The sequence below is a fragment of the Fibrobacter succinogenes subsp. succinogenes S85 genome, assembly GCF_000146505.1.
In the GTDB taxonomy this organism is placed as follows: Bacteria; Fibrobacterota; Fibrobacteria; order Fibrobacterales; family Fibrobacteraceae; genus Fibrobacter; species Fibrobacter succinogenes.
The window spans coordinates 1830891-1857358 of sequence record NC_017448.1; the positions used below are offsets into that span (position 1 = coordinate 1830891).

Consider the following 26468-nt stretch of genomic DNA (forward strand, 5'->3'; position numbering starts at 1 on the left):
ATTCCCGCGTAAGCGGGAATCCATTATTTCTCGTTACTTATCTCACGATTGTGACACTGTAGACCGGGAGCATATCCTTCGGAGCTTCAATCTTATTCAGCTTGCCATCTTCGTATGCATAAAGCGCAGCCTTGGAGCCACGATCACCGATGTAGAGCACACCAGTAGCTTCATCATAAGCAAGACTTTCAACGTCATCCACGCCAGAAATCTTTTTCACAGACTTTTCAGCAAGATCAACTTCAGCAAGAGACACACTACCCCACTGTTCAATCACAGGAGCATAGGCAATGCCATCTGCAAGAACGATCGTATTCCAGACGCCGCCACCCAACTTCTTGCCATCAACAACCATCGAGGAACTCTTCTTAGCAAAGTCAACAACTTCAATACCACGAGTATCATCGGCATCCATATGATAGGTTTCAAGATTCCATTCACCAGCGGTTGCCACATAAAGCTTACCCTTGGTAAAGCCCATTGCCATCGGATTTTTCTTCGCAAGTCTAATTGTATCCAGCAAATCGCCATTATCAAGCTTATACATAGCAAGGAGAGCCGGAACCTTAAAATTATAATTTTCAGAACGGCCAAAGAGTGCGAACAAGGTATCGCCACTCACTTCAAGATCCACAAGATTCGGGGACAAAGCTTCGCCCTGGCAGAACTTATCCGTATTAATAGTCTTGGTAATTTCTCCATTCTTTACGGATACCTTTACAATTTTAGCGACATTTTCATACGAGACCCAAACTTCATCTTTATTGGCCTTTACAAGGTCGCTCGGGTTGGCTTCTTTATCCAATTTTTTTTGCCATTTTGCCTTATTTTCAGAAACATCAACAAGCGTAAGGTTGTCCTTACCCTTTCTTTCAAGGACGAAAAGATTACCATCAAGGCCAATTATCTTGGTATCTTGATAGAATTCAAGAGACGTTCCGGACAATTTGTCGTCATCCACTCCATAGAGTTCGCCAACGTCACCCGCATATGCATCAGACGCAAATGCATAAACAGAACCCGGCTTAAGCGGTTCATCATCAGCAGAAGTGGAGTTGTCCGAGCAAGCCGTCATGTAGAGGGCAAGGGACGATGCCGTTGCAAGCATGAGGAATTTTTTCATAGTGGTTCCTTTTTATGTTTTTCGCAGACGATGTGAATTACAGATTTTGCAAGTCCCATTCTGCGCGGGGTTTAGAACCCCTGTGTTAATGTTAATTTGTACTCTCGCCCCGGTGTCGGGAATGATATATAGGGATTTCTATAAGTTTCATCCGTCAAGTTCCTGAGCGCAAAAACAAGTCGAGTTTTCGTAAAAGGTGTATAGCCCAAAGCAAAGTGGTGTAAATCTACAGCAGGCTGTTTTATGCGATTTGCACGGTCATCAAAGATGTCGGTACGATATTCCGAAGTCCATGTCAAATCAAGATGGAACGGCAAATCAAATCGAGCCTCCGCATAATACGAACGCGCAGGTTCATTCGGGAGTTGTTTGCCATAGTAATACTTTTCATCGCTACGATCTTCAGCATCTTGGAATGTCGCACGTAAAACCACGGAAAGCCATTTTTTCGGCCTACTTTCGAGTTCCGCTTCAAGCCCACGAATATGCGCTTCTCCAACATTCTTCGGTTTTGAAATACCTGCACTCACCAACCAATAAATTCCATTATCCAAATCGGTTTCAAAATACGTTGCGCGAATTGCGGTATTGCTTTTGGGAATCATATAATAGCCACCGACTTCAAAACGCAACGCCGATTCATCCTTCAAATCAGGATTTGAGAGCATTCCTGGATAAACACCATAAAGCTCCATCAATTGTGGCGTACGAACAAATCGTCCAAAACTCAAGTTGCCACCGAACCGAGAATTCGGTGCATCATAGCGCACAAAGCCTCGTCCAGACCACGAAACATTACGGTCTTTCGCTGTTTTCAGCACAACTGATGTCGTAGGCTGAACAAATTTTCCACCATGAATATCATCCTTGACAATTAACGCCGAAGCTTCACCGCCTACAGAAAGGTTTCGAACAACATCATAAGAAACATCACCAGAGATATTCGTCGCAACACGCATCAAGTTCCATTTACTCGACGACGTCCCCCGCTTTTCATAATAGGACGCATCCAAGGATAAACGCAAATTCGCTTCTAGCCGTTCTCCCAAACAACTGGCAACGATTTCAGGGGCGAGGCTATAACCCGCAGCACCATATTCCTGCATTCCAGACATCGTATAGCCCAGATGATCCAATGGATAATACGAATGCGAAGTCGCCTTTTCATACTTTCCCGTCAGCGAAAGTTCCAACCAAAGCCAACCGAGCAACTGCGGAAGTTCTGCACGATACGTCGTCTGTACAAACTCGCCCTTGTAGCCCGCCACAGACGTTTGGTCGTCATCGCGTCCTGGGTTACCGCCTTCAGAACGGCTAAAGTTAAAATTCAAAGTCGAAAACACACCATTCGCATGCAAGACGCGAACTTTGGCAAGCCCAGAATATTCCGTAAATTCAGCGTTCCTGCGCGTATCCGTAAAATCGTCATCGGGATTGTACGGCGTTCCGTTCTGGCTATCAAATTCGTAATCGTTATCGCTATGCCGCGCCGACAAAGACGCACTCACCGAGGCGCTATCCGTCAAGCGGGAGAGCTACTGCGTCGAAGCCTCCCACGTGTTGTGGCTGCCGTAACTTAAAAGCACGCGTCCCGACTTTTTCTCTTCAGGCTTGAGGGCTACTTCGGCAGGTTTCGAACCTTTCGTGATAAAGTTGATGGCACCGCCAATACCGCGACCGCCAAACTTTGCCGGCACACGGTCCTTATAGACTTCAATCTTTTCAATCTGATTCAAGTCAATCGTTCCAAAATCAACCGCACCGCCCGACGCATCATTCAGCGGAATGCCATCCATGCAAACGACAATGTTCTTTGCCGAGACTCCGCGGATGCTCACGGTCTGGAAACTACCGACACCGCCTTGGCGCGTGTACTGCACGCCCGGCAAAGACGCCAAGACTTCAGCCGCCGAAAGCGAACGACCTTCCCACGCTTCGGGTAAAACTTCAGCATAGCTCGAAGACGCCTGCAAAGGCTTTTCAACACTCGTCGTCTCGTAAACGGAGGACTCGCCTAAATCTTGGATAAACTCCTCGGAAAAACTAGAAACGCTCGCAAGCAGTACGGCCGCGCACACGCGAACGCCCAAGAGACTGCCAGAACGACTGCACGCAGTCAAACACCCACGCAAACGCGTGGCTATGCAAAGCGATGTCTTTCGCACCGTTTAACAACCCGTGGCGCAAAGCGCCCGTTGTGCCTTACAGTTCTTCTGACTCGGGGATCACTCTACTTCCAGCCCCTTCACACCCGCCTTGCGGCAAGCATTGGTTTATGCTGGTTTCGTCCTCCCTTACAGCGGCGAGACCGTTCCCGGCTTTCACGGGATTCTCTTATATCGCATCGTTGGTGATACGATACAGCGTTTTACCGCATAAGGCATTACCTATGTAAAAATATAGTAAACATATGGGAATTTCAACCCCTCCCGCCTAATTTTGTCACTTCCGAGGTTTCCATTCCGCAAGGACCATGCCCGCAACAATGGCAACAGCCCCCGCAATCGCGACCGACGTGATGCGTTCCCCAAGAGCAATCACCGCTGTAATAATCGTCACCAGCGGAATTGCGTATATATAATTGCTAGCCAAAACCGTTCCGAGTTGTTTCAACACCTTATTCCAGATGAGGTACCCAAACATCGACGAAAACACCGTAAGGCAAAGGAAGTTGAGCGACACAACCGGCTCCGCAAAGTTCTGCCACGGGACTCCGAGGAACCGCCCCGCCCCCGCCTCGTTTGGAGCAATCGCGGTTTCTCCAAGCATAATGATTATTGACGAAAGCGCTCCATAGAAAAACATCTTACGCGTTATAAACAACGTAGAGTATTTATAATTGAGCGGCCGTACAATCAAGGAATAAATAGCCCACATACACGACGAGCCAAACGCAAGCAAGTCGCCCACCGGCGAAAGCTTTAGAATAAACTTTTCATTCAGCACCACAAGCACCATGCCGATAAACGTAATCACACACCCGAAAATCTGCCGTTTGACTAGACGCTCACTCTTATAGATGAGGCCGCCAAAAATCATAATCAATAGCGGATTCGTGCAGACAATCAACGAGACATTGCTCGACGGCGAAATCGAAAGCGCCGTATTTTCCGCCCAAAAGTAAAGCGTGCAACCCGTGAGCCCACACAAGCACAAAATCAGTTCGTGTTTCCAGTTTTCGCAACGGAATTGTTTATGAGTCATCGCTAGCAGCAACAAGTACGTCACCGTAAAACGCAACGTGAAAATCTGCACCGCCGAGAAGCCGTGATTCAAGAGCACCTTCGTGCTCACAAAACTCGTGCCCCAAAACGCAATCGTCCCAATCGCAAGGACATGCCAAAGCGCAAGACCGCGCGAAGCGTTTGCAGAAGATTCAAAATCTTTAATCGGAGCCGGTTTCATCAACCGCAAAGATAGTTTTTTTCTAAAGCCGTCAATCTATAACGGTTGGTTCCCCATATCGCACAGGTTCCACACGATTTACATCTTTATTCGATAAAAGACAATCAATCGTTTCTCTCGTAGCTGTGCTAAGAATGACTGATCGATCCAATGCGGCATCCTCGCCTTTGCAAGTTTTCACAATTTCTTTGCAAGCATCCATTGGGACATCTTCCCAGCAGCCGACAACAATTTCAAAAGACACATCTTCAAAAACCCAATGCGCCCCCGTGTAATCAAATTCCAGCTTTGTCGTATCATCAACACTGAACGTGTTATAAAACCCTACAATCAAGGAATCCATGGTGGCCTTTTGAATATCGCGAGCCCCCTTCATAAAGCAAATGCCCATGTCCAAACTTTCGGTATGGAGAGCAGAACAGCTTAGCGTTTCTACTCCGAAAGCTTCAAGAGATGCTCTTGCTTCTTTGTTCAACGAATAATCCGTAATAAGCCAAAAACGCCCTGCGGCTTGCGTCATAAGGGAATCATCGCCAAATCTTTTGACCACCGTTTTCTGATCTCGGGATTCCCAGACAATGCCTTCCGCCACCGTTTCATCCGCATCAAATGAGTTGTAGAATTCGTTAATCCGTGAATCGATAGCACTCTTCTGGACATCTTTTTCCGCCTTCATAAGGCAAAGACACATGTACCCCAAATCATCTCGGGAGGGACCATTATAGTCATACAGATAATACCGATAGCCTTCATAGCAACGTTGTCTGTAAATTCCAATATTTTCAAGGGATTCTGTTTCTTTTTGGTTTAGGGGATCCCTCATCACAAGCCAAAAACGCCCCGCGGTCTGAGTTTTAACAGAATCGATGTCAGACTTTTGGACAGCTGTTTTCTTGTCACCATTTCGAAAAACAATTCCTTCAAAACGAGATACCGAAGAAGATGAAACCGCAGTACTAGACGTAGCCTCAACCTCGCTACTTGAAGAAATCAAGTTTTCAGACGACAACGCATCACCCGAAGAAACCACACTGTTCCCAGACATTTCGCTAGACGATTCGTTAAACGTTTCACTGCTAGAGAAAATCGCAACAAAAGCATCATTTATCGCAGCGGATTCGTCACTACATGCGACAAGACAAAGTGCCAAAACACTTGAGCAAAAAATATTTCTCGAAAAGCGCATTTTTCTCTCTTTCTTTGTTCTTAATTTACAAAAAAAATGCGAAACACGACATCTTTCCATATAATAAACAGTATTAGAAACAAAAGAAGCTGTTCAAAATACATTTCACAGTTATAACGTTTTCCTATTACTATCTATAACTTTTACCTAATTTTACCAATACTTTCTGTTTTTCCGCCATTTTTGGAAATCTTTTTACTAGACTACGCTATAGAATCTAACTATATTACACAACATAAAAATTTTATAAAGGATTCTAAAAAATGTCCAAAATCGAAACTCTTTGCATTCAGGGCGGTTGGCAGCCGAAAAATGGCGAACCGCGCGTTCTCCCCATCTACCAGAGCACCACGTTCAAGTACGAAACGACCAATGACATGGCCGACTTGTTCGACCTGAAGGCATCCGGCTACTTCTACACCCGTCTGCAGAACCCGACGAACGACGCCGTCGCCAACAAGATCGCCGCTCTCGAAGGTGGTGTGGCTGCTATGCTCACGAGTTCCGGTCAGGCTGCAAACTTCTACGCCGTTTTCAACATTTGCGAATCCGGCGACCACTTCATCAGCACTTCCGCTATTTACGGCGGTACGAGCAACCTCTTCTCTGTGACCATGAAGAAGCTCGGCATCGAATGCACGTTCGTTGACCAGGACGCTTCCGACGAAGAAATCGAAAAGGCTTTCCGCCCGAACACCAAGTGCGTCTTCGGCGAAACCGTCGCAAACCCGGCAGGCAAGGTCTTGGACCTCAAGCGCTTTGCTGATCTCGCCCACAAGCACGGCGTTCCGATGATCGTCGACAACACCTTCCCGACTCCGATTCTCTGCCGTCCGATCGAATTCGGCGTTGACATCGTGACCCACTCCACGACCAAGTACATGGATGGCCACGCCATGGCAGTCGGTGGCTGCATTGTCGATAGCGGCAACTTTGACTGGGAAGCAAACCATGACCGTTTCAAGGGCCTCACCGAACCGGATCCGAGCTACCACGGTCTCGCCTATACGAAGGCTTTCGGCAAGGGCGCTTACATCACGAAGGCAACCGCACAGCTCATGCGCGACTTCGGTTCTATCCAGTCTCCGCAGAACGCATTCCTCCTGAACGTCGGTCTCGAAACGTTGCACCTCCGCATGCCGCGTCACTGTGAAAACGCTCTCGCCTGCGCCAAGTTCCTCAAGAACCACCCGAAGGTCGCTTGGGTTAACTACGCTGGCCTCGAAGGCGACAAGTACTATGAACTTGCCCAGAAGCAGTTCAAGGGCGGCCTCCCGTGCGGCGTTCTCACGTTCGGTATCAAGGGCGGTCGTGAAAAGTCCATCCAGTTCATGGATAGCCTCAAGATGATCTGCATCGTGACCCACGTGGCCGACGCCCGTAGCTGCGTGCTGCACCCGGCAAGCCATACGCACCGTCAGCTCACCGACGAACAGCTCATCGAAGCAGGCGTTGCACCGGACCTCATCCGCTTCAGCGTCGGTATCGAAAATGTCGAAGACATTATCGCCGACCTCACGCAGGCTCTCGAAAAAGTGTAATTTGCAACTGAGAAATCTGCGATTTCACAACTAAATTCTGCACGGCACCGCAAAAACGGTGCCGTATTTTTTTGACATTTAGTCACCATTTTCATATAGCCACGTCCCGCATATATGCCTATATTTAGGGCACCTCAAAAAGAAGGATATAACAATGCTTAATTTAATAAGGGCTGTTAGCCGCTTTTTATCGACATACACATCGCTTTTCGTCATCGCATGTGCAGTCATCGCATTTTTCATCCCCATGCTTTTTGGCTGGGTTCACGGCAACACAAGCTCGATTATTCTCGGCATCATCATGCTCAGCATGGGCCTTACCATTACCATGGACGATGTCCGCAACTTGATGAAACGTCCTGGCGACATTTTTCTCGGCGCCGTCGCGCAATACACCATCATGCCGCTCGTCGCATTTACACTCACGAAAGTCTTCGGGCTTGACCCGTATTTGGCCATCGGCATCATCCTAGTCGGTTGCTGCCCAGGCGGCGTTTCAAGTAACGTTATGAGCTTCTTGGCTAAAGGCGACGTGACCTATTCCGTGAGCATGACCATGGCAAGCACACTTCTCGCTCCGCTCATGACTCCGCTTTTGGTCCTTTGGCTTGCTGACACGAGCATCGAAGTGAACGCCGTCGGCATGTTCCTCAACATCCTTTACGTGACCGTCTTCCCGATTGCAATCGGTTTCACCTGCAACTACTTCTTTGGTAAACGCGCAGGCTTCAAGGAATTCCAATCGAACATGCCCGCCGTGAGCGTTATCGGCCTTGCGTTAATCGTCGGTGGCGTCATCGTGACCGTTCGCCCGCAGCTTTTGACAAACGGCTTTGGACTTATCGCCCTCATTCTCGCAGTGGTATTCTTGCACAATGGTCTCGGCTACGTGCTCGGCTACAGCGTTGGTCGTTTGTTCAAATTCAACACCGCCAAGAAGCGCACCATCTCCATCGAAGTCGGCGTGCAGAATGCAGGCATGGCAACAGTCCTTGCCGGCGCATTCTTCGCCAACCCAGAGAATCTCGCCCTCCACCCGGAAGCCGCCCTCTGCGTTGTGCCATGCGCCATCAGCTGCGCCTACCATTCCATCAGCGGAACAATCCTCGCCGGCATCTACGCACACATGGACAAGAAGAAAGCAGTGCAAGGGTAAAAGCTAAAAACGTTCACCCAGCCTCTTCAAAATAATTAGCACCTCCACGTACACCAACATCTGCGCGAAATACCAAATAATTGCCATACCCACAAAAACAATAAAAAGTTTGAAGCGCACAACAGGAGTCAACGGAGGTCTCTTTTTGTTCATTTTAAAATCCTCGTTTTGTCATAATCTAACTCCGAGGTGCGACAATTAATGTCGTCTACCAGGGAGCCTTATGTTTAAAGGAAAGCGGAGTCCCAATCGGGGCTCCGTTTTCGCATCACATTTATTAGGAATTATTTCGTCTCCGTCATCAATTGGTCATCCAATTGCGACAGAGAACGCATCTTAAAAGCCCCAAACGTCCCCGCACGGCAATCAACACAGATTTTTCCGTCCAGGTTTTCGCGAGCCATTCTTTCAATATCTTCGGCAAAGGCACGAACCGCCAAAACGATTTCGTCAACAGAACCAGCACGGATGCAATCCGCAGTCCAGCTATGTTCAACGACTTCATTTTCCACAGTTACATTTCGAGCTGTCATGCAGCCTCCTTTGCGTCAACTTTACCAACTTTACACACAACAGACTTCACGAGAAGTCTCAGCTGTGTCAACGGATGCTCAGGATAGAGGTCATCATAGAATGGGTCCTCGCCCAAGCTATAACAACACCCTTTGCGCGGCATCCTATATATACAATCATACCCAGTATTCTCTGAGGAGGTTCCGAAAACGTCAGCGACAATTTTGCGATACTCGTCCTCGTGAATAGACCTTCGTTGGTATGAATTACCACGTTCCTCGCCAGAAACGAACAAGCGAACTATCTTTCGGCCTTTACACACATACAAATTCAGGAAGTAGCACACTTTCTCCTTCGTCTGATCCTTCGTAATGTAATAACGGCAAAGCACACCGTTTACCACAACATCGCGAAAATCAACGATACAAGAATTAGGCTTTTCCAAAGACCGAAGCAAATCTACACCGTCAAAGGAACGTATTTCAGGCAGAAAATCCTTACGAGATATTTTGCACGCCATCGCAAGAATCAAGGATTCCTTCGATTCACGGGCAAAATAAGCCTCTTTTTCATCACAGGCCTCTTTCTCGACCTTACGATACTCGGGAGGCATAAGTTTTTCTAGCCATTTCAACGACATTCCAACCTCCTAGAAAATTTTTGTGCGAAGAAGAGCCTTAACATAGTCCAAGAAGTTCATTTTCCTTGCAGGAGCAGGAATTTGCGAAAGATCCAAACCATAGTTCGAAGCCTTCGCAAAACCAACGCAAAAGGCTTGGCGTTTGCTGAATCGATTCGGGATGCAGTAACACACAATGCTTTCTCCAGAATCGTTAACAAAACCACTCTCGAAGCAAAATTTGCCCTCGCCAAAGCGATGCATTCCAACGCCATTCACCGCTCTCTCATAAGAAGCAGCAACACGGCTTAACGCCTGCTGAACAGATACAATATTGCGTTCGCTAGACTGCATAATCAAGCACTTGAGTTTGGTAAGTTCATTTTTAATAAAAATGTCATCATGTAGTTTCATTGAAAATCTCCATTTTAAATCATTCACATTAATCACGCCCTCTATTTCAGAGACTAGAGTCAAAAGTGAAAAAGCAGCCGGCAGCAGTTTTCTAGACCGTACCGGCCATTTTCTCTATTTTTTCAATAGCAGCAAGGCTACCGAAAAAGCATTTATATGGATTTACACTAGCAGCTCGACTTATTTGGCATCAGTCTTCACTGTCCGAATAAGCGAGCATCAACTAGACTTTATCTCGCCTAGAGCCAACTACAATTCAACGAATTATGTCGGCACCAAGCTAAAGCGACTTACGTAACGAAAAACACCGTTATGCGCAATTTATGGTCGGTCAAGCGTCTTCCTCTTCTTCGCCATCACCTTCTTCATCCTCATCCGAAGGCGGTTCATAATCCCATCCGGCATTGAACGATCTGGCGAAGTCGTCTTCTTCATCAACGTAACCATCTTCTTGTTCTTGCTCAAATTCATCATCATTGATGTGCTCGTCAATAAACTGATTCCAATTGTCCTTTTTCATGTTATTCTCCTTGAAGTCCATTAATCAGACTTTCTGGGATAGAGCTAAAAATGAATTTATTGGATTTACATTAGCTGTTCGGATTATTTGGAATCTGTCTTCACAGACCGAATAATGGAGCATCAGCTAGACTTGAGCCAACCATAATTCACCAAATTATATCGGCACCAAGCTAAAGCGACTTATGTAACAGAAAAGGCTACAAAGTCAATCATGATAATGGCCGTATCTACATAAGTAGCTTGAACGGCTTTAACCCTAATATAAGATATTTCCCAAAACACGTCAAGTCTCTCCCAGCAAAAAAAAAATAAAACCGCATCGGACAAATGTACGACGCTGCTTTATTTCTATCAAAATTTTCTCATCACACAAGAATGACAACTCCGATTACATCGGATTTCAAAACATTTGAAAAGGGCGGCCCTTTCGAGCCGCCCTTTGTTATGACCAGGAAAACCAAAATAACTGTTATCGCGCCGCGCGCACCTTGACTTACATTCAATCGCGCATCTCGCCAGCGTTCTAAGAGATTAGCAGTATCGCAAGCACTTGCCCACTCAAGATTCTCAGTAACATCGTGAGCGGATAAACAGATGCGTAACCAACGTTTGTCGCTTCGGAATTGCTGAGGCCGTTTGCGAACGCGAGAGCCGGAGGGTCTGTCGTTGCACCTGCAAGCACACCGCAAAGCGAAAGGTAATTGACCTTGAACACCGCCTTGCCAACAATCGCCACAATCATCAGCGGGAAGAACGTGATAATCGCCGAGAGCGCCATGTAGTAGAATCCGTCGCCATTCAAGAGCACATCGAAGAACTTGATACCTGCATTGAGACCCACGCAGCTGAGGAATATCGTAATGCCGAGTTCACGCAGCATGAGGTTTGCGCTGTTCGCCATGAAGAAGTTGAGCGGGCCAATCTTACGTTTACGGCTGAGGATAATCGCGACAATCAGCGGGCCGCCAGCAAGGCCGAGTTTGAGCGGAGTCGGCATGCCAGGAATCGCAACCGGGATGCTACCGACAATCACGCCGAGGAAAATGCCGAGGAATGCGGGGAGAATTTCCGGATGGTCAAGCGCCGTGAGCGAGTCACCCAATTCCTTCGCGGCAGCGGCAATGCTTTCCGGCGTACCGACAACGAGCAACTTATCTGCAAACTTCACACGGATATCGAGGCGCCCGGTAAACTTAAATCCGCCACGCGTCACTCGGCTCACGGTCACGCCAAAGCGGTCATTGAGCGCAAGCTGCTGAATGCTCTTGCCAAGAATTTTCTTGTTCGTCACGAGAATCGTCTTGACCGCCAAATTCGACTTCTGGAGCGTAATCGGGTTTTCTTGCTTTTCGCCAATAATCTTCTGCAAACTCTCAATCGCATCCGGCATACCGACGACATGCACCAAGTCATGGAGCTCAAGCGTCATATCGCCCTTCGGCATGTTAATCACCTGATCGCGAGCATGGCGCGTTACCACAGCACCCGAAGAGATGAGCCCCGGAATGTCCTTGATCTTGCAGCCCACAAGATTTACGTTATCCACACGGAGCGTGCAAGAGACGATTTCCTTGGACTGTTCTGCAATTTCTTTCTGGTATTCTGCGGCAGCAACTTCCGGCTTTTGCCTAAAGAACACGCGCACAAGAATCATCACGAGGATAATGCCAATCACGCCGAACGGGTAAGCCACCGCATAGCCAACGCCCGTGAGTGAAGCGTCTACGCCAGCCGCCGTCAGAGCAGAATTCGCAGCACCGAGCGACGGGGTGTTCGTCACGGCACCGCAAAGCATGCCAATCAGCACCGGCACGTTATCGTGCATGTTCGTCGTAAAGTAAATAAGAACGGTAGCAAGTACACCCAGGAGGACGATACTCACCGCAAGAATGTTGAGCACCAGACCGTGTCGCTTTATGGAGTCAATAAAGCCCGGGCCTACTTGCATACCGATTGTATAGACAAAGAGAATGAGGCCAAATTCCTGCATAAAATGAAGAACGCTGGGCTCGATTCGCATTCCGATATGACCGAGAAGGATTCCTACGAAAAGAGCGCCAGCTCCCCCAAGGCTCACGCCTTTCACCTTGACCTTGCCCAGCATGATGCCGATGGCAGCCGTCAAGGATAGCGCGAGTACTTGTTGCCCTACGGAGGGCTTTGCAAACAGGTCAATTAGCCAGTCCATTTTATACACCTTCTTTTTTTCGCACCCAAATTTAGTTTAGGAGATTAATAATGACTAATAGATTATTCATATTAGATTAATAACGAAAAATGATAGATAACGCATTTGCGCAATTTACGCCCCTCCAGTTGCTAGTATTAATATAATTTTACCGCGCTACAAAAGGCAAACAAAAAAGTCTACCCCTTACAGATTCTCGGCAAAAACTACTCCAGATACACTACTTCGCCCATTTGCGGCATAAGCACAAGCTTTCCTGATTCCTGAGCGGCGCGTTTTGCGTTTTCGAGCGGTTCGAAATAAGAATGATAAGCCAAGCAGAACTTGGAATGATGAACCGTCATGTATCGATTGGCATTCAAGTCCAGCATTTCTTTACTGAGCTGTTCGGGCAAGGCATGAATTTGGTTCCAATCTTCATTGTACTGCCCGTTCTCGAGAATGGCGAGGTCGATATCTGCAAATTTTTCACCAATCTTCTTGAAATGCTTGCCGTAACCGCTATCACCACCAATCCAAACAGTGCGTTTCGGAGTATTGAACACAAACGAGGACCACAGCGACTTATTCGGCCTTATCCCACGACCCGAAAAATGTCTAGCAGGTGTCGATGTCACCACAAACTTTGCATCCTCAGCCGCTTCCAAGTCAACAGTTTCCCACCAATCAAGTTCCACGAGTTTTTCGACAGGGTAACCCCAGTATTCAAAATGTTCACCCACGCCAAGTCCCGTCACCACACGCTTTACGCGCGGTTCGAGTTCTTTCACGGCCTGATAATCCAGATGATCCCAGTGGTCATGCGAAATCACCAGGTAATCGATATCCGGCATGTCAACAGGCTTGTAAACGTCTGTTCCCTTGAACATCTTGTTCACAAAGCTTACTGGCGAGCCCTGATAAAACACGGGATCCACAAGGATCTTTTTCCCGGACAAGTTCATCAGATACGAAGAATGTCCAAACCAGACAATCCAATCACGGTCCTGCGGTAGCGATTTTAAGTCCGTCTTGACAACCGTCAGCGCTGTATCGGGAACGGTTTGCGACCTTTTGCCGAACAAGAATTCAAGCGTCGTTTCAAACAAGTTCTTATCACCCGTCATTGTGACAGTCTTTTCGTCATTCACGAACTTCTGGCCATCGTAATGTGGTGACTGCTTAATGCGTTCAAGGCGTTTACCTTGCGGAATACGCCCAAATTTCGCTTGGTTCAGGAACAGCACGCCAACGGTTCCCAAAATAAAAAGGGTCGAAAGTGCGATAATCATAATTTCTTTTTCTTCGTTATTTTTTCATGTCTAGCCTGTTACCTTGTCAAAATCGTCCGGTGATTCGAACAGTTTTTTCTTGAGTCGTAAAAGTTTCGGATTCTTGTCAGCGGCATCAAGGCTTCCCTGCTTGACAGCTTCCTCGTACAAGAGTTCCTTGAAGTGGATCTTGTTCAGCACCACCGTAAGGCGTTTCATTTCTTTTTCAACCGCCTCACGACGGCTTCGGAAAAGTTTCAATCGTTGCTGCAACGTAGAATCACCTTCGCGGTACCAGTTGATATACTGGCGGATTTCCTTGATTTGAAGCCCCGAATCCTTGAGGCATTCAATCATCGTCAACCATTGCAAATCCATATCAGAATAGGCTCGCATTCCGGATTTATTCTTTTGCACAAAAGGAAGCAGTCCCTCTTTTTCGTAATAGCGCAACGTATGCACAGAGAGACCCGTCTTCTTGACAACCTCACCGATAGAATAGCACATTGCATTACCCCCATGTACACCTCTTTCCTTGCCTTTTTCACAATCGTTCTGCGCGGTATTGTCCATAGCCATTCATCCTTGGTTTAGATGTTCTCTAAAAATATAACATCTAGAGTTAGCTCTAGGTCAAGGTATTTTTTTTGAAAAAATTTGCGCTTAGAAAAAATTTTCTCTTGCCGTCCACACATTTTCGTTCATTACTATATTATACTGCAACAAGTTTTTTTTCGGGCGGGTAGACATGGCAGAAGAGATGATTGACATTTTGAACAGCGACGGGACTCCGGCGGGGTATTCCCGCAGCAGGACAGAAGTCCATGCGAAGGGGCTTTGGCACCGCACCGTCCATATCTGGGCTTTTGCACCCGACGGAAGAATCGTCTTTCAGCTCCGGAGCCACCTCAAGGAAAACAACCCGAACCTGCTCGACACGAGCTGCGCCGGGCATATTACCGCAGGCGACGACAGCCGACACGCTGGCGTCCGCGAACTCCGCGAAGAGATGGGCATCACCAAACGCCCCGAAGACTTGGAATACCTTTTTGAGGCGACCCACGAGAACGCTTTAAACAACAGAACGTATTTCGACAACGAATATTATGACACGTACAAGATAACGCTATCTGACGAAGAAGTGGAACATCTCGTTCCGCAGCCAGGCGAAGTAGACGACTTCATTTTGATGACGCGCGATGAATTTTTGGCCATGTTCGCTCAAAATCCCGAAAAATTCGTAAATCACCCCAAAGATTACGCTTGGATAAAATCAATACAAATTACGCAAAAATAAGTTTAAAGTAGTTAAATAGCCAAATTAATTAATATAGATTAATAAGTTGGATTTGGGTTAATTTTATGAAGTACAAAAACACAGCCATTGTTGTCGAGGGCGGCGGTTTACGCGGGTCGTATGCCGGCGGCGTTCTTGACATACTCGCCGACAAAGAAATCAAGTTTGGCGGGGCCTGCGGCACATCGGCAGGCGCCACGCACCTGTGCAGTTTTCTCTCAGGACAAATCGGGCGCAACTTCCGCGTCGATACCGTGCACTCCAAGAGCCCGCGCTACATGAGCTTCAGGAACCTGCTTTTCACAGGCGACTACTTTGCTTTCGACTATTGCTACAAGCAAATTCCATACAAAATTGACCCGTTTGAATTTGACAAGTTCGCCGCCCAGTGCCAAGAGACCGAATTCCGCGTCTGCATGACAGACGTTGAAACCGGTCTTGCCGAATACCCGCGCATTTTGGACTACCGCAACGAAGACGACATGAACCGCATCCGCGCATCGGCAAGTCTCCCGATTTTAAGCAAGGTCGTCGAAATCCACGGGAAAAAGTTCCTGGATGGCGGCGTCGCCGACAGTATTCCGTTCGAGCCCATGTTCAAAAGTGGTTTTGAACGCGCCGTCGTGATTCTCACGCGCCCGCTCGGCTACCGCAAAAAGGTCAACAAGGCCCTCCCGCTCGTCAAGCTTGCCTTCCGTCATTACCCGAAATTCGTCGAAGCGGTCGCCACGCGCCATATCCGCTACAACCAGGCGCTCGACAGGCTCGCCAAACTCGAATCCGAGGGCAAAGTCTTCATCTACCGCCCGAGCCGCCTCATCAAAATTTCGGACATCGAGAGCAACAAGAAGAAAATCGCCCAGCTTTACGAGCTCGGCAAGGAAGACGCGCACAACAAAATGCCGAATTTGCTGAAATTTTTGGAAGGATAGTCACTGGATCCCTCGACTTCGCTCGGGATGACACTTCTGAAAAGCCTTTTTTTTCGCGAAAAAACGGCAATTTACAACGCTCGTTGAAAATTTTACAACGCGAAGCCTATTTTCTCAACGCGTTTTCGCAACACGCCCCTATAATAATATAGATTATAGGGTATGCCTGAAGTATTAGATTACCTGGAATATCGCGAGTACCTTAAGGACTGGTTTGTCGAGACCAAGAAAGACAACCCGTTCACCTCGTACCGCTATCTCGGCCAGAAAACCGGCGTGGACCCGGCCTGGCTTGTTCGAGTTTTCCAAAAAGAAGGCCATCTGAACGAGAGCACCCTGCCCGTGTTCATCAGAATTTGCGGCCTAGACGATCGAAGGGCAGAATATTTCAAGACCCTTTACAGGTTCAACAAGACCAAGGCAAAGCAGACGCTCTCCGAGCTTTACTACAAGCTCCTGGAACTCCGTTCCCTTGAAACGCGCGTGCTTTCGGAACCGGAACTCGCCTACTTTGGCAGCTGGGCATGCGCTGCGCTCCGCGCCCTCATCGGCATCACGAAGGACACGAGCGATATCGCAGGCCTCGGCAAGCATTTGAACCCGCCTATTTCGCAGGATGACGCCCGCAACGCGCTCGGCATCTTGAAGCAGCTTGGGCTCGTCGTGCCGGACGGCACCGGCGGCTGGAACATCACCGACCAGATTATCAGTACTGGCGGCGAAGTCAAGAGTTCTGCAGTCCGCAGTTTCCACAGACACACAATGGAACTTGCGCAGGAATCGCTCGACCGCCACAAACCCGAAGAACGCGACATTTCGAGCGTGGTCTTCACCGCAGATGAATCCGACCTGCCTGAAATCAAGCACAAGATTGAAGAATTTCGCCGCGGCCTTCTGCAGTTTGCCCGCAAGAGCGAACGCGCCGACCGCGTTTATGCACTGAACATCGCTATGTACCCCCTTTCCGACAAGGTAGCCGACCCGGCAACAGGCCCTACCTCGCCCGAAAACAAAGGAGGTGCAAAATGATTTTCAAAAAGAAATTATATATTAAGGGTATGGACTTGAAGCAGAACAACAACAGACGCCTGATTTCGCTGATTGCACCGTTTGCAATCGGGTTTTCGCTTTGCGCCTGCGGTTCTGACAACGTAGCAGGTGGCGGCCCGAGCGGCACAGAAGCTGGCAACGCCATCACTGCACAGATCCTTATCGCCAACGCACCTGCAGCAAATGCACGCGTCAAGCTCGTCGAGCACAACAGTCTCGACGGTCAAGGCTATACGGCTACCGCAGACTCGAACGGCTTTGTCTCCATTGAACACGTCGCCGTTGGCAACTACACGATGGAAGCCTCCCTTGATGAATCCGCACTCGCTCTCCAGCTCCCTGTGGATGTCAAGGACACCGTAAGCGATGTCACACTCGGCCAGCAGAATTTGCAAAAGTCCGTCTTTATCGGCGGTTCAATTACCGACTTTATTGACGATACGACTGAAAGCCTCAAAAACATGAACGGCTACGTCAAGTTCCGCGGCCTCGACCATTCTGCCGCCATCACGAACGGCAAGTTTGAAATCTTCGGTCTCCCGGCAGGTCACCTGAACATGGTGATTATTCCGGCAGAAACAGCCGATACGGTAAAGGTCTCTGTTGAAACGGATGCAGGCGACTCGGTCACAACGCTCAAGCCGAACACTCCGGAACCGGAAAAAGAGACTCTCCTCATTGACGATTTTGAAGACGGGGACTTCTATCACCGCCTCGCTCCCGAATACACGAATTTCATGTTCGGCGGTGGCCAATGGGCAATAAACACCGATCCAGCAATAGTAAACATCGATACATTGCCGGGTTCATTCAAAATCACCCCAGTTGCAACATACACCCCGTTCGGCGGCTCTCCATTTACCGCCGTCATTCAGGATGACGGGAACGGCGGCAAGGAAGTCCACTTTACAATCGAATTCCCGGATACATCCGCATACAAGCAGGCTAGCGCCATTGTCAAAGTGGATATCGGAAATTCTGGTGTAAGCTACGACCTCACCCCCATCGATACGATTGCATTTGAAGCATGGGGTCAGGGATCTTCTGATTTCGTAATTATCGACGCCACGCTCAAGGACGTTGACGCCTCGCTTGGTGGAGCAGCATTCACCATCGGCAAGACCTCCATGGAGCTCACGCAAGAGAAGAAGAAGTACAAGTTCGCACTTGCAGACATTGTACCCAACGAAGAAACACGCAAGAGCGCAACTACGATGGGGCTTGTATTCCACAGCGATGCAGAACTCCACTTCGACAATCTTGAGTTCATCGGCAATGACTTGCTGAACATCTGGAAATCGAACAAATAATGTCTGGAGCAAATTCCGTAACATCGAATCAGGAAACCCTGCATAAAGATCTTGAAGAAGTTGTCCGCAAATACGCACGGACAACTTTTTTGCGTCCTATCGCAGACCACACACGAGAAGCATTTGCAGAAGTCGAAGAATTCGTGCGGAAGTTCTACGCAACAAGGAATGCCGACCCCGTCCCGGCACAAGGCCGGGATGACATGATGTCCGGGGTGACTAGTGTAACAAGGAATGCCGACAATGGGACTGCGCCGCGAGCTGTGATTCTAGATTCTGGTTGCGGGACAGGCGAAAGTACAATCCACATCGCTCGCCGCTTTCCGGGCATTCCCGTCATCGGGATAGACAAGTCCTGCGCCCGCCTGAACAAGGCCGGCAACCCATCGCAAACGGCGGGCGAAGACGTTCCCGCAAACGCATTCTGGATTCGCGCAGAGTTGTTGGACTTTTGGCGACTCGCATTGGATTACGTCAAAGCATGCAAGTGGACTATTCCATACCATGCGGTTTATTACCCGAACCCGTGGCCAAAGCAAAGCGAAGCCACGAGACGTTTCCACATGCACCCGATTTTCCCGACGCTCCTTGCGCTCGGGAAAACGATTGAACTCCGCACGAACTGGGAAATCTACGCCAGGGAATTCGCCGAAGCCGCGAGAATTGTTTTTGATGAACGCGCGGAAGCGGGAATGACAATTAAGTGCGAGAGTTTCAACTCCGAGAAACCAGAAACGGCCTTCGAGCGCAAATACAAAGAAGCCCGCCAAATACTATGGCGAGTGCTTGTGGCGTTGCCACAGTAGTTGGCAGAACTGAGAAAAAAGGCAATTCCGGCTCGGAGGCCGGAATGACAATGCAACGTTTTCTAAGTTCTAAGCTCTAAGTTCTAAGTTCTACTTCCTATCCTTCATCCAGTTCGCGATGAACTTCAAGTTGCGCGTAAAGCGCACGTCCATAGCAGCACCAGGCACTACGATAAATTCCGAAAGCCCATACTTTTCACCCTTGCTGCCCCAGTCATACGTATAACCCAAGCGAGTCCATGGGCGGGCATCCGGTCCAGTGTAGCTCTTTGAAGCACGATCATCAAACCAGTTCTTGAACCACATCATGCGTTCCGAAATTTCGGCATCGTTGCTCAGCTCGCCTTCAAAAGCGGTGCGCATGTCGTAAGACTTCACATCCGGCATATATGCAGGTCGCATCAAGTCATCCGGTTTCACCCACAAGAATGCCATGTGCGTCGCCTTGGATGTTCTCGGTTCGCCAAAGAGCTGCTTAAATCTCAAGTCCCAGTTGCGCACGCCATCCTTATGGTCCTGATACCACAACAAGAGTTCCTTTTCGTTCACGACCCAGACCACGCTATCAGACTTGACTAGTTCGCCATCCTTGTAAGTCTCGGGATCGGACGTAAGCGTCACCACGAGGAGCCTGGACTTGTCGCTGTTCCAAGTGACCTTATCGCTATATTCATCAAGCGTCACGATATTGAACTTTTCTTCTTCGAGCGCTTCGGAAGCATCTTTCACGGCGGCCGCGAACTTCACATCCAGAATAGAATCGCGATTCACCATCGAAATCTTTTTGCCCTTGTTGTCAAGGATATCGCAATACGGGATGCTGTCGGTGTTTACAGCCACTTCGGCCTTTGCAAACTGTTCCCTCAAAAGCTCGCCATTATAGGTAAACAGCGTATCGCCATCCATAAACGAGACGACCACCTTGCAGAAACCCTTTTCCGGAATCACGACCGATGTCGGGAAGCGTTCATTCCCCGCCCCGGTTGTATCCAGTTCCATCTTGTTTTCGTTTTCACCACAAGTGTACTTGTATTCCGTAAGCGTCGCAACGCCCGGCTTCATTTCGCTAAAGAACACGTTTTCCTGTTCGCTGCTAAAGGCGGGCTTTACAATGATGGACTTGCCACCAAGCGTCATCGTATGCGGGATACCTTCGCCACAGTAGTAGGCCGGCTGGCGGAACACGCCGATAATGCCCGTTTTACCCTGAAAATTTTCAGCCTTGGAGACGCTATCGCCTCTCGTAAATGCACAACCCAACAAAGCAAGAGCAAATGCGCTCCCCAGTAAACAAATGTTCTTCATCCGATTCCTCATCCTAATTAACTATTCAAAATATAGTTAACTCAAAATTTTTGCCATTTCATTTGGGTAAAGCCGAGACTCGTTTTGCAAGCAGCGGCCTTCCATTTACGTCTAGCCGCACGAAAGCGGGACGATTCCACCCGGAAATGTCAACCAATGCAGACGATTCCGTAAAGGAGTACGACTTGATAACATTTCCAAGAGCGTCGTAAAATCGGAGCGTCTTTTGCCCCGCCACAGGGACTTCAACATTCAGGATTCTACGGGTCATGAACACACGCGCGCCGCGCACTACACTTTGAGCAAGCGAAACCGTTTCCGACGATGAACTTGAGCTTTCTACAGAAGAGCTAGATGATGAAACGCTAGGGCATTGATCAAGCGCTGTCATACGGTTCACCGTAAAGCACACGCGGTCATTTCCGTCAAAGACGATATTGAAAATTCCCTCAACAGATGTCGTACCGTTATTCCTGATAAATTCAAATTCCGTAAACGAATCCCCGTTTTTGGTCAGGACGGTCTTCACTTCGGCTCGCTGATGGTTTACATCTTTGTTCGGGTCATTCGAGTTAAAAACTTGAGCATTGTAATCAATGTACCAAATGAAAACACCATTTTTGCCTTGCTTGCCACTGTATGACGACTGCCCTAATTTGGAGTCAAAGCCTACCGCAGGGCGATACTCAATGATATAGTATTCATTGGGAAACTTCGGATTCGATACAGCATAGGCCTGCATACCCGAAAGATTCTTGAGCTCAAAAATCTTTTTGTTGTTCGAAATTTCCGTAAGATTCAGCCAGCCCATTGACTCGCGCTCGAAAGCAGAAAACGTCGGCGGATAGCCCCCATTTCCGTTACGAAGCCCAAGCGCCATCACGTCAAAAGGCAAGGGGCCGATTGTCGCATAGTCATTTGCATCGTTGCTGTACAAATCAGAAAGTCCCATAACATGGCAGAATTCATGAATAAATGCACCTAGCATGGCGACATCTTTTGTACTTGTAGCATTCGGCTTTTTTTCTGCTTTCTGCGATACAAAAGCGTATTTATTAAAACTATAGCCATTTTTCGAATAAATTTTTCCTGTAGCTTGTTTCAAACCATCCATGTGGTTGTAAAAATAGTTGTTATACTCTTTAGCTTTTTCTTTCGATGTGGGGTGCAATATGATAAACGGAATAACAGTCCCGTACTTGCTCGCACGGGATGCAAAGTCACTGCGTTCAACCATAGCATCTATGGAGGGCAAAACAAATTTGCTAATGCTATTGTATTCGCTAAAATTTTTAGGAAGCTTGACCGGGTAAATATCAAAAGTCGGCTTAAATTGTCCGCCAGAGCTTTCTATATAGTAATCGCGGACGCTCCCAAACACGCCATTATCCTTGAAGCCTTCTTCGTTGAACATCCTTGCCATAAAGGCAGAATCCAAGGCCTTGAAATCAGCGGTTTCTACAAGTATCACCGGGAAATAGCGTTCGCCAGAGACATAAGTCTCGACAGTGTTCCCTGAAAGGACTTTCATGACGCTGTTTGAAGCAGACGAATGGAGATCATCATCGGTGTAGATGATTTTTTCCATCACAATATTTTCTTCAGATACAGCCGCCTGAGCCCACGCCATAGACGTGGATAATACGCAAGCCCCAAGCAGACGGGCCACAAATGTCATACCCCGAAAACAAGTCATATAATGAATATACATATATTTAGCGAAACCTCCAAAACAAGCAACTCCTAAATTTCTATCTTTGGGCGTGTAAAACTAAAGAGGTCTAATTATGACGTTTGAAGAAATGTACGCACTGGCCTGCCAGCGCAAGAAAGATATGCCGGAAGGCAAAGGCACCACGGAACTCTTCAAGAAAGGCCCGCACGGCATCGGCAAGAAGCTCGTCGAAGAAGCCGCCGAAAGCTGGATGGCTGCACGCTTTGAATCGCGCGACGCCCAGTGTCTCGAACTTTCTCAAGTACTCTACTATGTTGCCGTCATGATGGCAGAAAAAGGTCTCACCCTCGAAGAAGTGTACGCAAAACTATGATTAAGGTAGCTCTCCCGAACAAGGGCATGCTCTTTGAACCGACCCAGGAACTCCTCAAGGCCTGCGGTTACAAGGCATCCAAGCCCTACAAGACTTTGACCCAGATCGATTCCAAGAACGGTATCGAATTCTTCTTCCTCCGTCCGAGCGACATCCCGATGTACGTGGGTCGTGGCATCATCGACGCTGGCATCACGGGTATTGACTTCAACGCCGAAGCGAAGAGCCCGGCCGTGAAGGTTTTGGACCTCCCGTTTGGAGCTTCCAAGCTCTGCGCTGCAGTCCCGAACGAAAGCCCGATCCAAAGCCTCGCTGACCTCAAGGATGCAACGATTGCCACAAGCTTCCCGAACATCGTGGAAAGCTACTACAAGAAGAAGATGGACTTCGTGGTGCTCGAAGGCGCCGTCGAAATCTCCGTGAGCCTCGGTGTTGCAAACGCCATCGTAGACGTTGTCGAAACAGGTACGACGCTCAAGCAGGCCGGTCTCCGTATTATCGGCGAACCGCTCTTCCGCTCTAACGCTGCCATTTTCTGCAACCCGCAGAAGACCGAACTCGAAGAAGTCAACACGCTCATCCGCCGCATCCAGGGCAAGCTCGTTGCCCAGACGTACATGATGATCGAGTACGACTGCCCCTCCGAACTTCTCTCGAAGGCTTGCGAAATGACTCCGGGTCTCGACGCCCCGACAGTGACGAAGCTCCACGGTCGCGAATGGTACTCCGTGAAGGCCATGGTGCCGCGCGAAGAAGCCAATGCCATCATGGACAAGCTCTGGGACGCAGGCGCAAGGAGCATCCTCCTGTTCGGCATCGAAAGCGCACGTATCTAAATGCAATCTCTCGCTTACTTGGCACGTCAACCGATTCTGGACCGCGATGGAAATATCTTCGCGTATGAATTGCTATTCCGAGACTCGCCAAGTAGCGATACCGCAATAATCGCAAGCGACTTACAGGCAACCGCCCAGGTGCTCGAGAACATCTTGAACAGCATCGGGCTTACGCGCCTCGTCGGTGAAAGCAAGGCGTTTATCAACTGCAGTCGCGAGATTCTTCTTGACAACTTGTTCGGCCTCTTGAACACAGACCGCTTCGTTATTGAAATTCTCGAAGACGTTACCGTAGACGAAAATCTCATCCGCGCCATTCAGCGTCACAAGTCTCTCGGCTTTGAACTTGCGCTCGACGACTTTATCATGAGCGACGAATACATCCGCCGCTTTGAGCCGCTGTTCGAATACGTCTCTTACGTCAAGATGGACCTAGTCGACAACTCGCCCGAAGACATCGAAAAAGCGGCGCAGTTCTTTAAATCAAAGAACATCAAGCTGCTCGCCGAAAAAGTTGAAGACGAACCGACATACAAACGCTGCAAAGACATAGGCTACGACTTTTTCCAAGGTTTCTTTTTTGCAAAGCCCGAAATCGTAACAGGCCAAAAGATTGACGCAACATCTGCCGCCATCCTAGAAATCATCAAGCTCTTGCGCACACGCCCGACGCTCGAAGTCCTCTGCGATGAATTCGACAAGCACCCGGACATTTCGGCGAACCTTTTGCAGTTCGTGAATTCCGACGTGCGCAACAAGCCCGTCATCGAAAGCGTCAAAGGCGCCATCGTCTGGGTGGGCATGAAGCACATCCAAGAATGGCTCACGATCATGCTGTACGCGCATTTGGACTCCCGCTCATGAACGTAGAACCGCAAAGCCTAGAAAACCTGATTTCTGAATTTGCCTCCCTTCCAGGGATTGGACTAAAGACGGCACGCCGCCTCGCCTACCACATGCTTTCGCGCAAAAAAGGCGATGTCGAGCGCTTTGCCGATAGCTTGATGCAGGCCGCCGAAAAGGTCCACCCGTGCCCGCGCTGCCACGCCTTCACCGACGAAGACATCTGCCCTACGTGCAGAGCCCGCGAAGGCGCCAAGTCCATCTGCGTTGTCGAAAAAAATTCAGACATTCTGCCGTTCGAACGTTCGTCTGTCCATAAAGGTCTTTACTTTGTCCTCGGCGGTGTGATTTCCCCGCTCGACGGCATCGGCCCCGAAGCACTCCACCTGCCGCAACTCGTGGAACGCATCAAAGCAGAAAACATCGAAGAACTTGTCCTTGCACTCGGCTCTAGCCCCGAAGCCGACAGCACAGCCCTCATGATTGACCGCATGCTCGCCGGCGTCAATGTCAAGCGCACCCGCCTTGCCCGCGGCATCCCGATGGGCAGCGACCTGGAATTCATCGACGAAGTCACCATGCTTCGCGCATTCGAAGGGAGAGTTTCCTTATGAGTACAAAAGAAAAAGTTGTCCACCAGGCCCCTGTTGAAGTTGGCGGTTACACCGTCCGTTCGGCAAAGTTTGTCAAGGCCGCAGTGAGCCTCAAAGGTCTCCCCGAAGAACACCTCCCGCAAATAGCCTTCCTCGGACGCTCCAATGTGGGCAAGTCCTCGCTCATGAACACCCTCATGGGCCAGAAAAAGCTCGTGAAAATCAGTTCGACCCCCGGAAAAACGCGCGAATTGAATTTTTTCAAAGTCAATGACGAATTTTTTCTTGTAGATTTACCAGGTGTAGGGTTCGCTAAAGTCAACAATGCAAAGCGCGACCAGATGTCCGACTTTATCCGAGAATATGTTGAGAAGTGCAAGGACCTCAAAGGACTCATCTACCTCGTAGATATCCGCCACGGAGGAACGCCCATCGACATCGAGACAGTCGAAAGCATCCGCGCCACGGGCTGCCCCGTGCTGGTCGTCGCTAGCAAGCGTGACAAGGTGAACCAGTCTGAACTCGCCAAAGGGCTCAGGGACATCCAGCAGCGCCTGGACCTCGACCAAAAGCCGCTTTGTGTCAGTTCACTCAAGAAAACCGGGCTCGATGAACTCTGGACCGAAATCCTAGAGGCAATACATAGCGATAATGGAAAAGACGCGACTTAAAAACTGGCAAAAGATGACTCCCGTCGGGCGTTTATTCCACACGCTCGGGATATTCATCTTGAAAACAAGAATGGGGCAGCTCATAGCCCTGTTTCTCCGCACAGTAGCGTCCCTTTTCGACAAAAGCCACAACTTCAAGAGCGACTCCCGCAACATCATCTTGCAGACGTTCTTCACCGGTGTTGAAATTTTTCCGCCGCTCTTTGCCGTCGCTACGTTGTTCGGAACCGTCGTCATTATCTACCTATTCTCCCTCATGGGCAAGATGGGCTTTTCAAATAACATCGGCTTTCTCATCGTGGTGATTATCATCCGCGAACTGAGTCCCATCTTCACAGCGTTCCTCATCGCAGGCCGTACAGGCTCCTCGCTGACCACTTACATCGGCAGCATGGTTATCAATTCCGAAGTAGACGCTCTTGCGACCATGGGCATCAACCCAATCCGTTACCTTGTCATGCCTAGCGTAATTGGTGGTACTATCGCAATGATCATCATGAATATCATCTTTAGTACAAGCGCTATCGGAGCAGGATTCCTCCTCACGAAGGGAATCATTTTCATTACCGGAAACGCCCCCAACGTGCAAATTACCTGGAGCTACCTCTCTACAGAAATTATCAAGGCGCTCACCAAACCGGACTTTGTCTTTGCGATTGTGAAGCCCCTTATCTTTGGCATCATCATTACAATCAACGCATGCTACCAGGCACTGAACATCAAGCGAGATATTCGCCAAGTTCCCAAGGCAACATCCCGCTCTGTCATCATGTCCTTCCTCTACATCGTTTTTACCGACGCCTTATTCTTGATGTACTTCGTTAAAGACTACATGCAGAACCTTTCAGCAATTATCTAAT

The 26468-nt window shown here is 48.8% G+C and carries 27 protein-coding genes and 1 riboswitch; of the genes, 13 read left to right on the plus strand and 14 right to left on the minus strand.

Annotation, left to right across the window (positions count from 1 at the left end; all coding sequences use genetic code 11):
• Nucleotides 1-37: 37 nt before the first annotated feature.
• The 5 genes from FSU_RS07500 to FSU_RS07520 form a co-directional block, all read right to left on the minus strand.
• On the minus strand, nucleotides 38-1123 hold the full coding sequence (locus FSU_RS07500) for a YncE family protein (RefSeq protein WP_014545854.1): 1086 nt from the start codon (nucleotides 1121-1123) through the stop codon (nucleotides 38-40).
• A gap of 71 nt (nucleotides 1124-1194) precedes the next feature.
• A complete protein-coding gene (locus FSU_RS07505) occupies nucleotides 1195-2631 on the minus strand; it encodes a TonB-dependent receptor (RefSeq protein WP_157747939.1) in 1437 nt (478 codons plus the stop codon).
• Between the two features lie 27 nt (nucleotides 2632-2658).
• The gene (locus FSU_RS07510; protein ID WP_157747940.1) at nucleotides 2659-3243 is read right to left on the minus strand and encodes a TonB-dependent receptor; all 585 of its coding nucleotides are present in this window, start codon (nucleotides 3241-3243) and stop codon (nucleotides 2659-2661) included.
• A gap of 66 nt (nucleotides 3244-3309) precedes the next feature.
• Nucleotides 3310-3502: riboswitch (cobalamin riboswitch) on the minus strand.
• Nucleotides 3503-3565: 63 nt separating this feature from the next.
• Nucleotides 3566-4528: a DMT family transporter gene (locus FSU_RS07515; protein WP_015731920.1), complete on the minus strand. Its 963-nt coding sequence runs from the start codon at nucleotides 4526-4528 to the stop codon at nucleotides 3566-3568.
• 31 nt (nucleotides 4529-4559) lie between these two features.
• Nucleotides 4560-5678 (minus strand): hypothetical protein, encoded by a 1119-nt coding sequence (locus FSU_RS07520; RefSeq protein ID WP_155808735.1) that lies wholly within the window; start codon nucleotides 5676-5678, stop codon nucleotides 4560-4562.
• A 299-nt stretch (nucleotides 5679-5977) separates the two neighbouring features.
• Here FSU_RS07520 and FSU_RS07525 point away from each other — a divergent pair, with 299 nt between their 5' ends.
• A complete protein-coding gene (locus FSU_RS07525; RefSeq protein ID WP_014545857.1) occupies nucleotides 5978-7255 on the plus strand; it encodes an O-acetylhomoserine aminocarboxypropyltransferase/cysteine synthase family protein in 1278 nt (425 codons plus the stop codon).
• 154 nt (nucleotides 7256-7409) lie between these two features.
• Nucleotides 7410-8411 carry a bile acid:sodium symporter family protein gene (locus FSU_RS07530; protein ID WP_015731922.1) on the plus strand — a complete coding sequence of 334 codons (1002 nt, stop codon included), beginning with the start codon at nucleotides 7410-7412 and terminating at the stop codon, nucleotides 8409-8411.
• A 284-nt stretch (nucleotides 8412-8695) separates the two neighbouring features.
• Here FSU_RS07530 and FSU_RS07535 read toward each other — a convergent pair whose 3' ends face one another.
• From FSU_RS07535 to FSU_RS07565, 7 genes are all read right to left on the minus strand, one after another.
• Nucleotides 8696-8944, minus strand: coding sequence for a hypothetical protein (locus FSU_RS07535; protein ID WP_015731924.1), 249 nt, complete (start codon nucleotides 8942-8944; stop codon nucleotides 8696-8698).
• A complete protein-coding gene (locus FSU_RS07540) occupies nucleotides 8941-9564 on the minus strand; it encodes a protein kinase family protein (protein ID WP_014545858.1) in 624 nt (207 codons plus the stop codon). The genes FSU_RS07535 and FSU_RS07540 overlap by 4 nt, the downstream gene beginning before the upstream one ends.
• Nucleotides 9565-9573: 9 nt before the next feature.
• On the minus strand, nucleotides 9574-9957 hold the full coding sequence (locus tag FSU_RS07545; RefSeq protein ID WP_015731925.1) for a hypothetical protein: 384 nt from the start codon (nucleotides 9955-9957) through the stop codon (nucleotides 9574-9576).
• A gap of 331 nt (nucleotides 9958-10288) precedes the next feature.
• Nucleotides 10289-10477, minus strand: coding sequence for a hypothetical protein (locus FSU_RS07550; protein WP_014545860.1), 189 nt, complete (start codon nucleotides 10475-10477; stop codon nucleotides 10289-10291).
• A 525-nt stretch (nucleotides 10478-11002) separates the two neighbouring features.
• Nucleotides 11003-12667 carry a putative transporter gene (locus tag FSU_RS07555; protein ID WP_014545861.1) on the minus strand — a complete coding sequence of 555 codons (1665 nt, stop codon included), beginning with the start codon at nucleotides 12665-12667 and terminating at the stop codon, nucleotides 11003-11005.
• A 206-nt stretch (nucleotides 12668-12873) separates the two neighbouring features.
• Nucleotides 12874-13938, minus strand: coding sequence for an MBL fold metallo-hydrolase (locus FSU_RS07560; RefSeq protein WP_014545862.1), 1065 nt, complete (start codon nucleotides 13936-13938; stop codon nucleotides 12874-12876).
• A 30-nt stretch (nucleotides 13939-13968) separates the two neighbouring features.
• On the minus strand, nucleotides 13969-14490 hold the full coding sequence (locus FSU_RS07565) for a MerR family transcriptional regulator (RefSeq protein ID WP_244263740.1): 522 nt from the start codon (nucleotides 14488-14490) through the stop codon (nucleotides 13969-13971).
• Nucleotides 14491-14665: 175 nt separating this feature from the next.
• Here FSU_RS07565 and FSU_RS07570 point away from each other — a divergent pair, with 175 nt between their 5' ends.
• From FSU_RS07570 to FSU_RS07590, 5 genes are all read left to right on the plus strand, one after another.
• Complete coding sequence (locus FSU_RS07570; RefSeq protein ID WP_014545864.1) at nucleotides 14666-15214, plus strand: NUDIX hydrolase; 549 nt, start codon at nucleotides 14666-14668, stop codon at nucleotides 15212-15214.
• Nucleotides 15215-15279: 65 nt separating this feature from the next.
• The gene (locus FSU_RS16655; protein ID WP_014545865.1) at nucleotides 15280-16146 is read left to right on the plus strand and encodes a patatin-like phospholipase family protein; all 867 of its coding nucleotides are present in this window, start codon (nucleotides 15280-15282) and stop codon (nucleotides 16144-16146) included.
• Between the two features lie 162 nt (nucleotides 16147-16308).
• Complete coding sequence (locus FSU_RS07580; protein WP_014545866.1) at nucleotides 16309-17175, plus strand: TIGR02147 family protein; 867 nt, start codon at nucleotides 16309-16311, stop codon at nucleotides 17173-17175.
• Nucleotides 17172-18506 (plus strand): carboxypeptidase-like regulatory domain-containing protein, encoded by a 1335-nt coding sequence (locus FSU_RS07585; RefSeq protein ID WP_014545867.1) that lies wholly within the window; start codon nucleotides 17172-17174, stop codon nucleotides 18504-18506. Before FSU_RS07580 ends, FSU_RS07585 begins: the two co-directional genes overlap by 4 nt.
• Entirely contained in the window at nucleotides 18506-19312 is an 807-nt protein-coding gene (locus FSU_RS07590) for a methyltransferase domain-containing protein (protein WP_015731927.1), read from the plus strand. Before FSU_RS07585 ends, FSU_RS07590 begins: the two co-directional genes overlap by 1 nt.
• A gap of 90 nt (nucleotides 19313-19402) precedes the next feature.
• Here the strand turns inward: FSU_RS07590 and FSU_RS07595 are convergent, their stop codons facing one another.
• Together FSU_RS07595 and FSU_RS07600 are read right to left on the minus strand one after the other, a co-directional pair.
• Nucleotides 19403-20617 (minus strand): hypothetical protein, encoded by a 1215-nt coding sequence (locus FSU_RS07595; protein WP_014545868.1) that lies wholly within the window; start codon nucleotides 20615-20617, stop codon nucleotides 19403-19405.
• Between the two features lie 58 nt (nucleotides 20618-20675).
• Nucleotides 20676-22295, minus strand: coding sequence for a metallopeptidase domain-containing protein (locus FSU_RS07600; RefSeq protein ID WP_015731928.1), 1620 nt, complete (start codon nucleotides 22293-22295; stop codon nucleotides 20676-20678).
• Between the two features lie 109 nt (nucleotides 22296-22404).
• Here FSU_RS07600 and hisE point away from each other — a divergent pair, with 109 nt between their 5' ends.
• From hisE to FSU_RS07630, 6 genes are read left to right on the plus strand one after another with little or no spacing between them, the layout of a single operon-like run.
• Nucleotides 22405-22665 (plus strand): phosphoribosyl-ATP diphosphatase, encoded by a 261-nt coding sequence (hisE, locus tag FSU_RS07605; RefSeq protein WP_014545870.1) that lies wholly within the window; start codon nucleotides 22405-22407, stop codon nucleotides 22663-22665.
• Nucleotides 22662-23501 (plus strand): ATP phosphoribosyltransferase, encoded by an 840-nt coding sequence (gene hisG, locus FSU_RS07610; protein ID WP_014545871.1) that lies wholly within the window; start codon nucleotides 22662-22664, stop codon nucleotides 23499-23501. The genes hisE and hisG overlap by 4 nt, the downstream gene beginning before the upstream one ends.
• Complete coding sequence (locus FSU_RS07615; RefSeq protein WP_014545872.1) at nucleotides 23502-24365, plus strand: EAL and HDOD domain-containing protein; 864 nt, start codon at nucleotides 23502-23504, stop codon at nucleotides 24363-24365. It begins immediately after the preceding gene.
• Complete coding sequence (gene recR / locus FSU_RS07620; protein ID WP_235003033.1) at nucleotides 24320-24958, plus strand: recombination mediator RecR; 639 nt, start codon at nucleotides 24320-24322, stop codon at nucleotides 24956-24958. The genes FSU_RS07615 and recR overlap by 46 nt, the downstream gene beginning before the upstream one ends.
• On the plus strand, nucleotides 24955-25608 hold the full coding sequence (gene yihA / locus FSU_RS07625) for a ribosome biogenesis GTP-binding protein YihA/YsxC (RefSeq protein WP_014545874.1): 654 nt from the start codon (nucleotides 24955-24957) through the stop codon (nucleotides 25606-25608). The genes recR and yihA overlap by 4 nt, the downstream gene beginning before the upstream one ends.
• Nucleotides 25589-26467 carry an MlaE family ABC transporter permease gene (locus tag FSU_RS07630; protein ID WP_015731929.1) on the plus strand — a complete coding sequence of 293 codons (879 nt, stop codon included), beginning with the start codon at nucleotides 25589-25591 and terminating at the stop codon, nucleotides 26465-26467. The genes yihA and FSU_RS07630 overlap by 20 nt, the downstream gene beginning before the upstream one ends.
• The last annotated feature ends 1 nt before the right edge of the window (nucleotide 26468 follow it).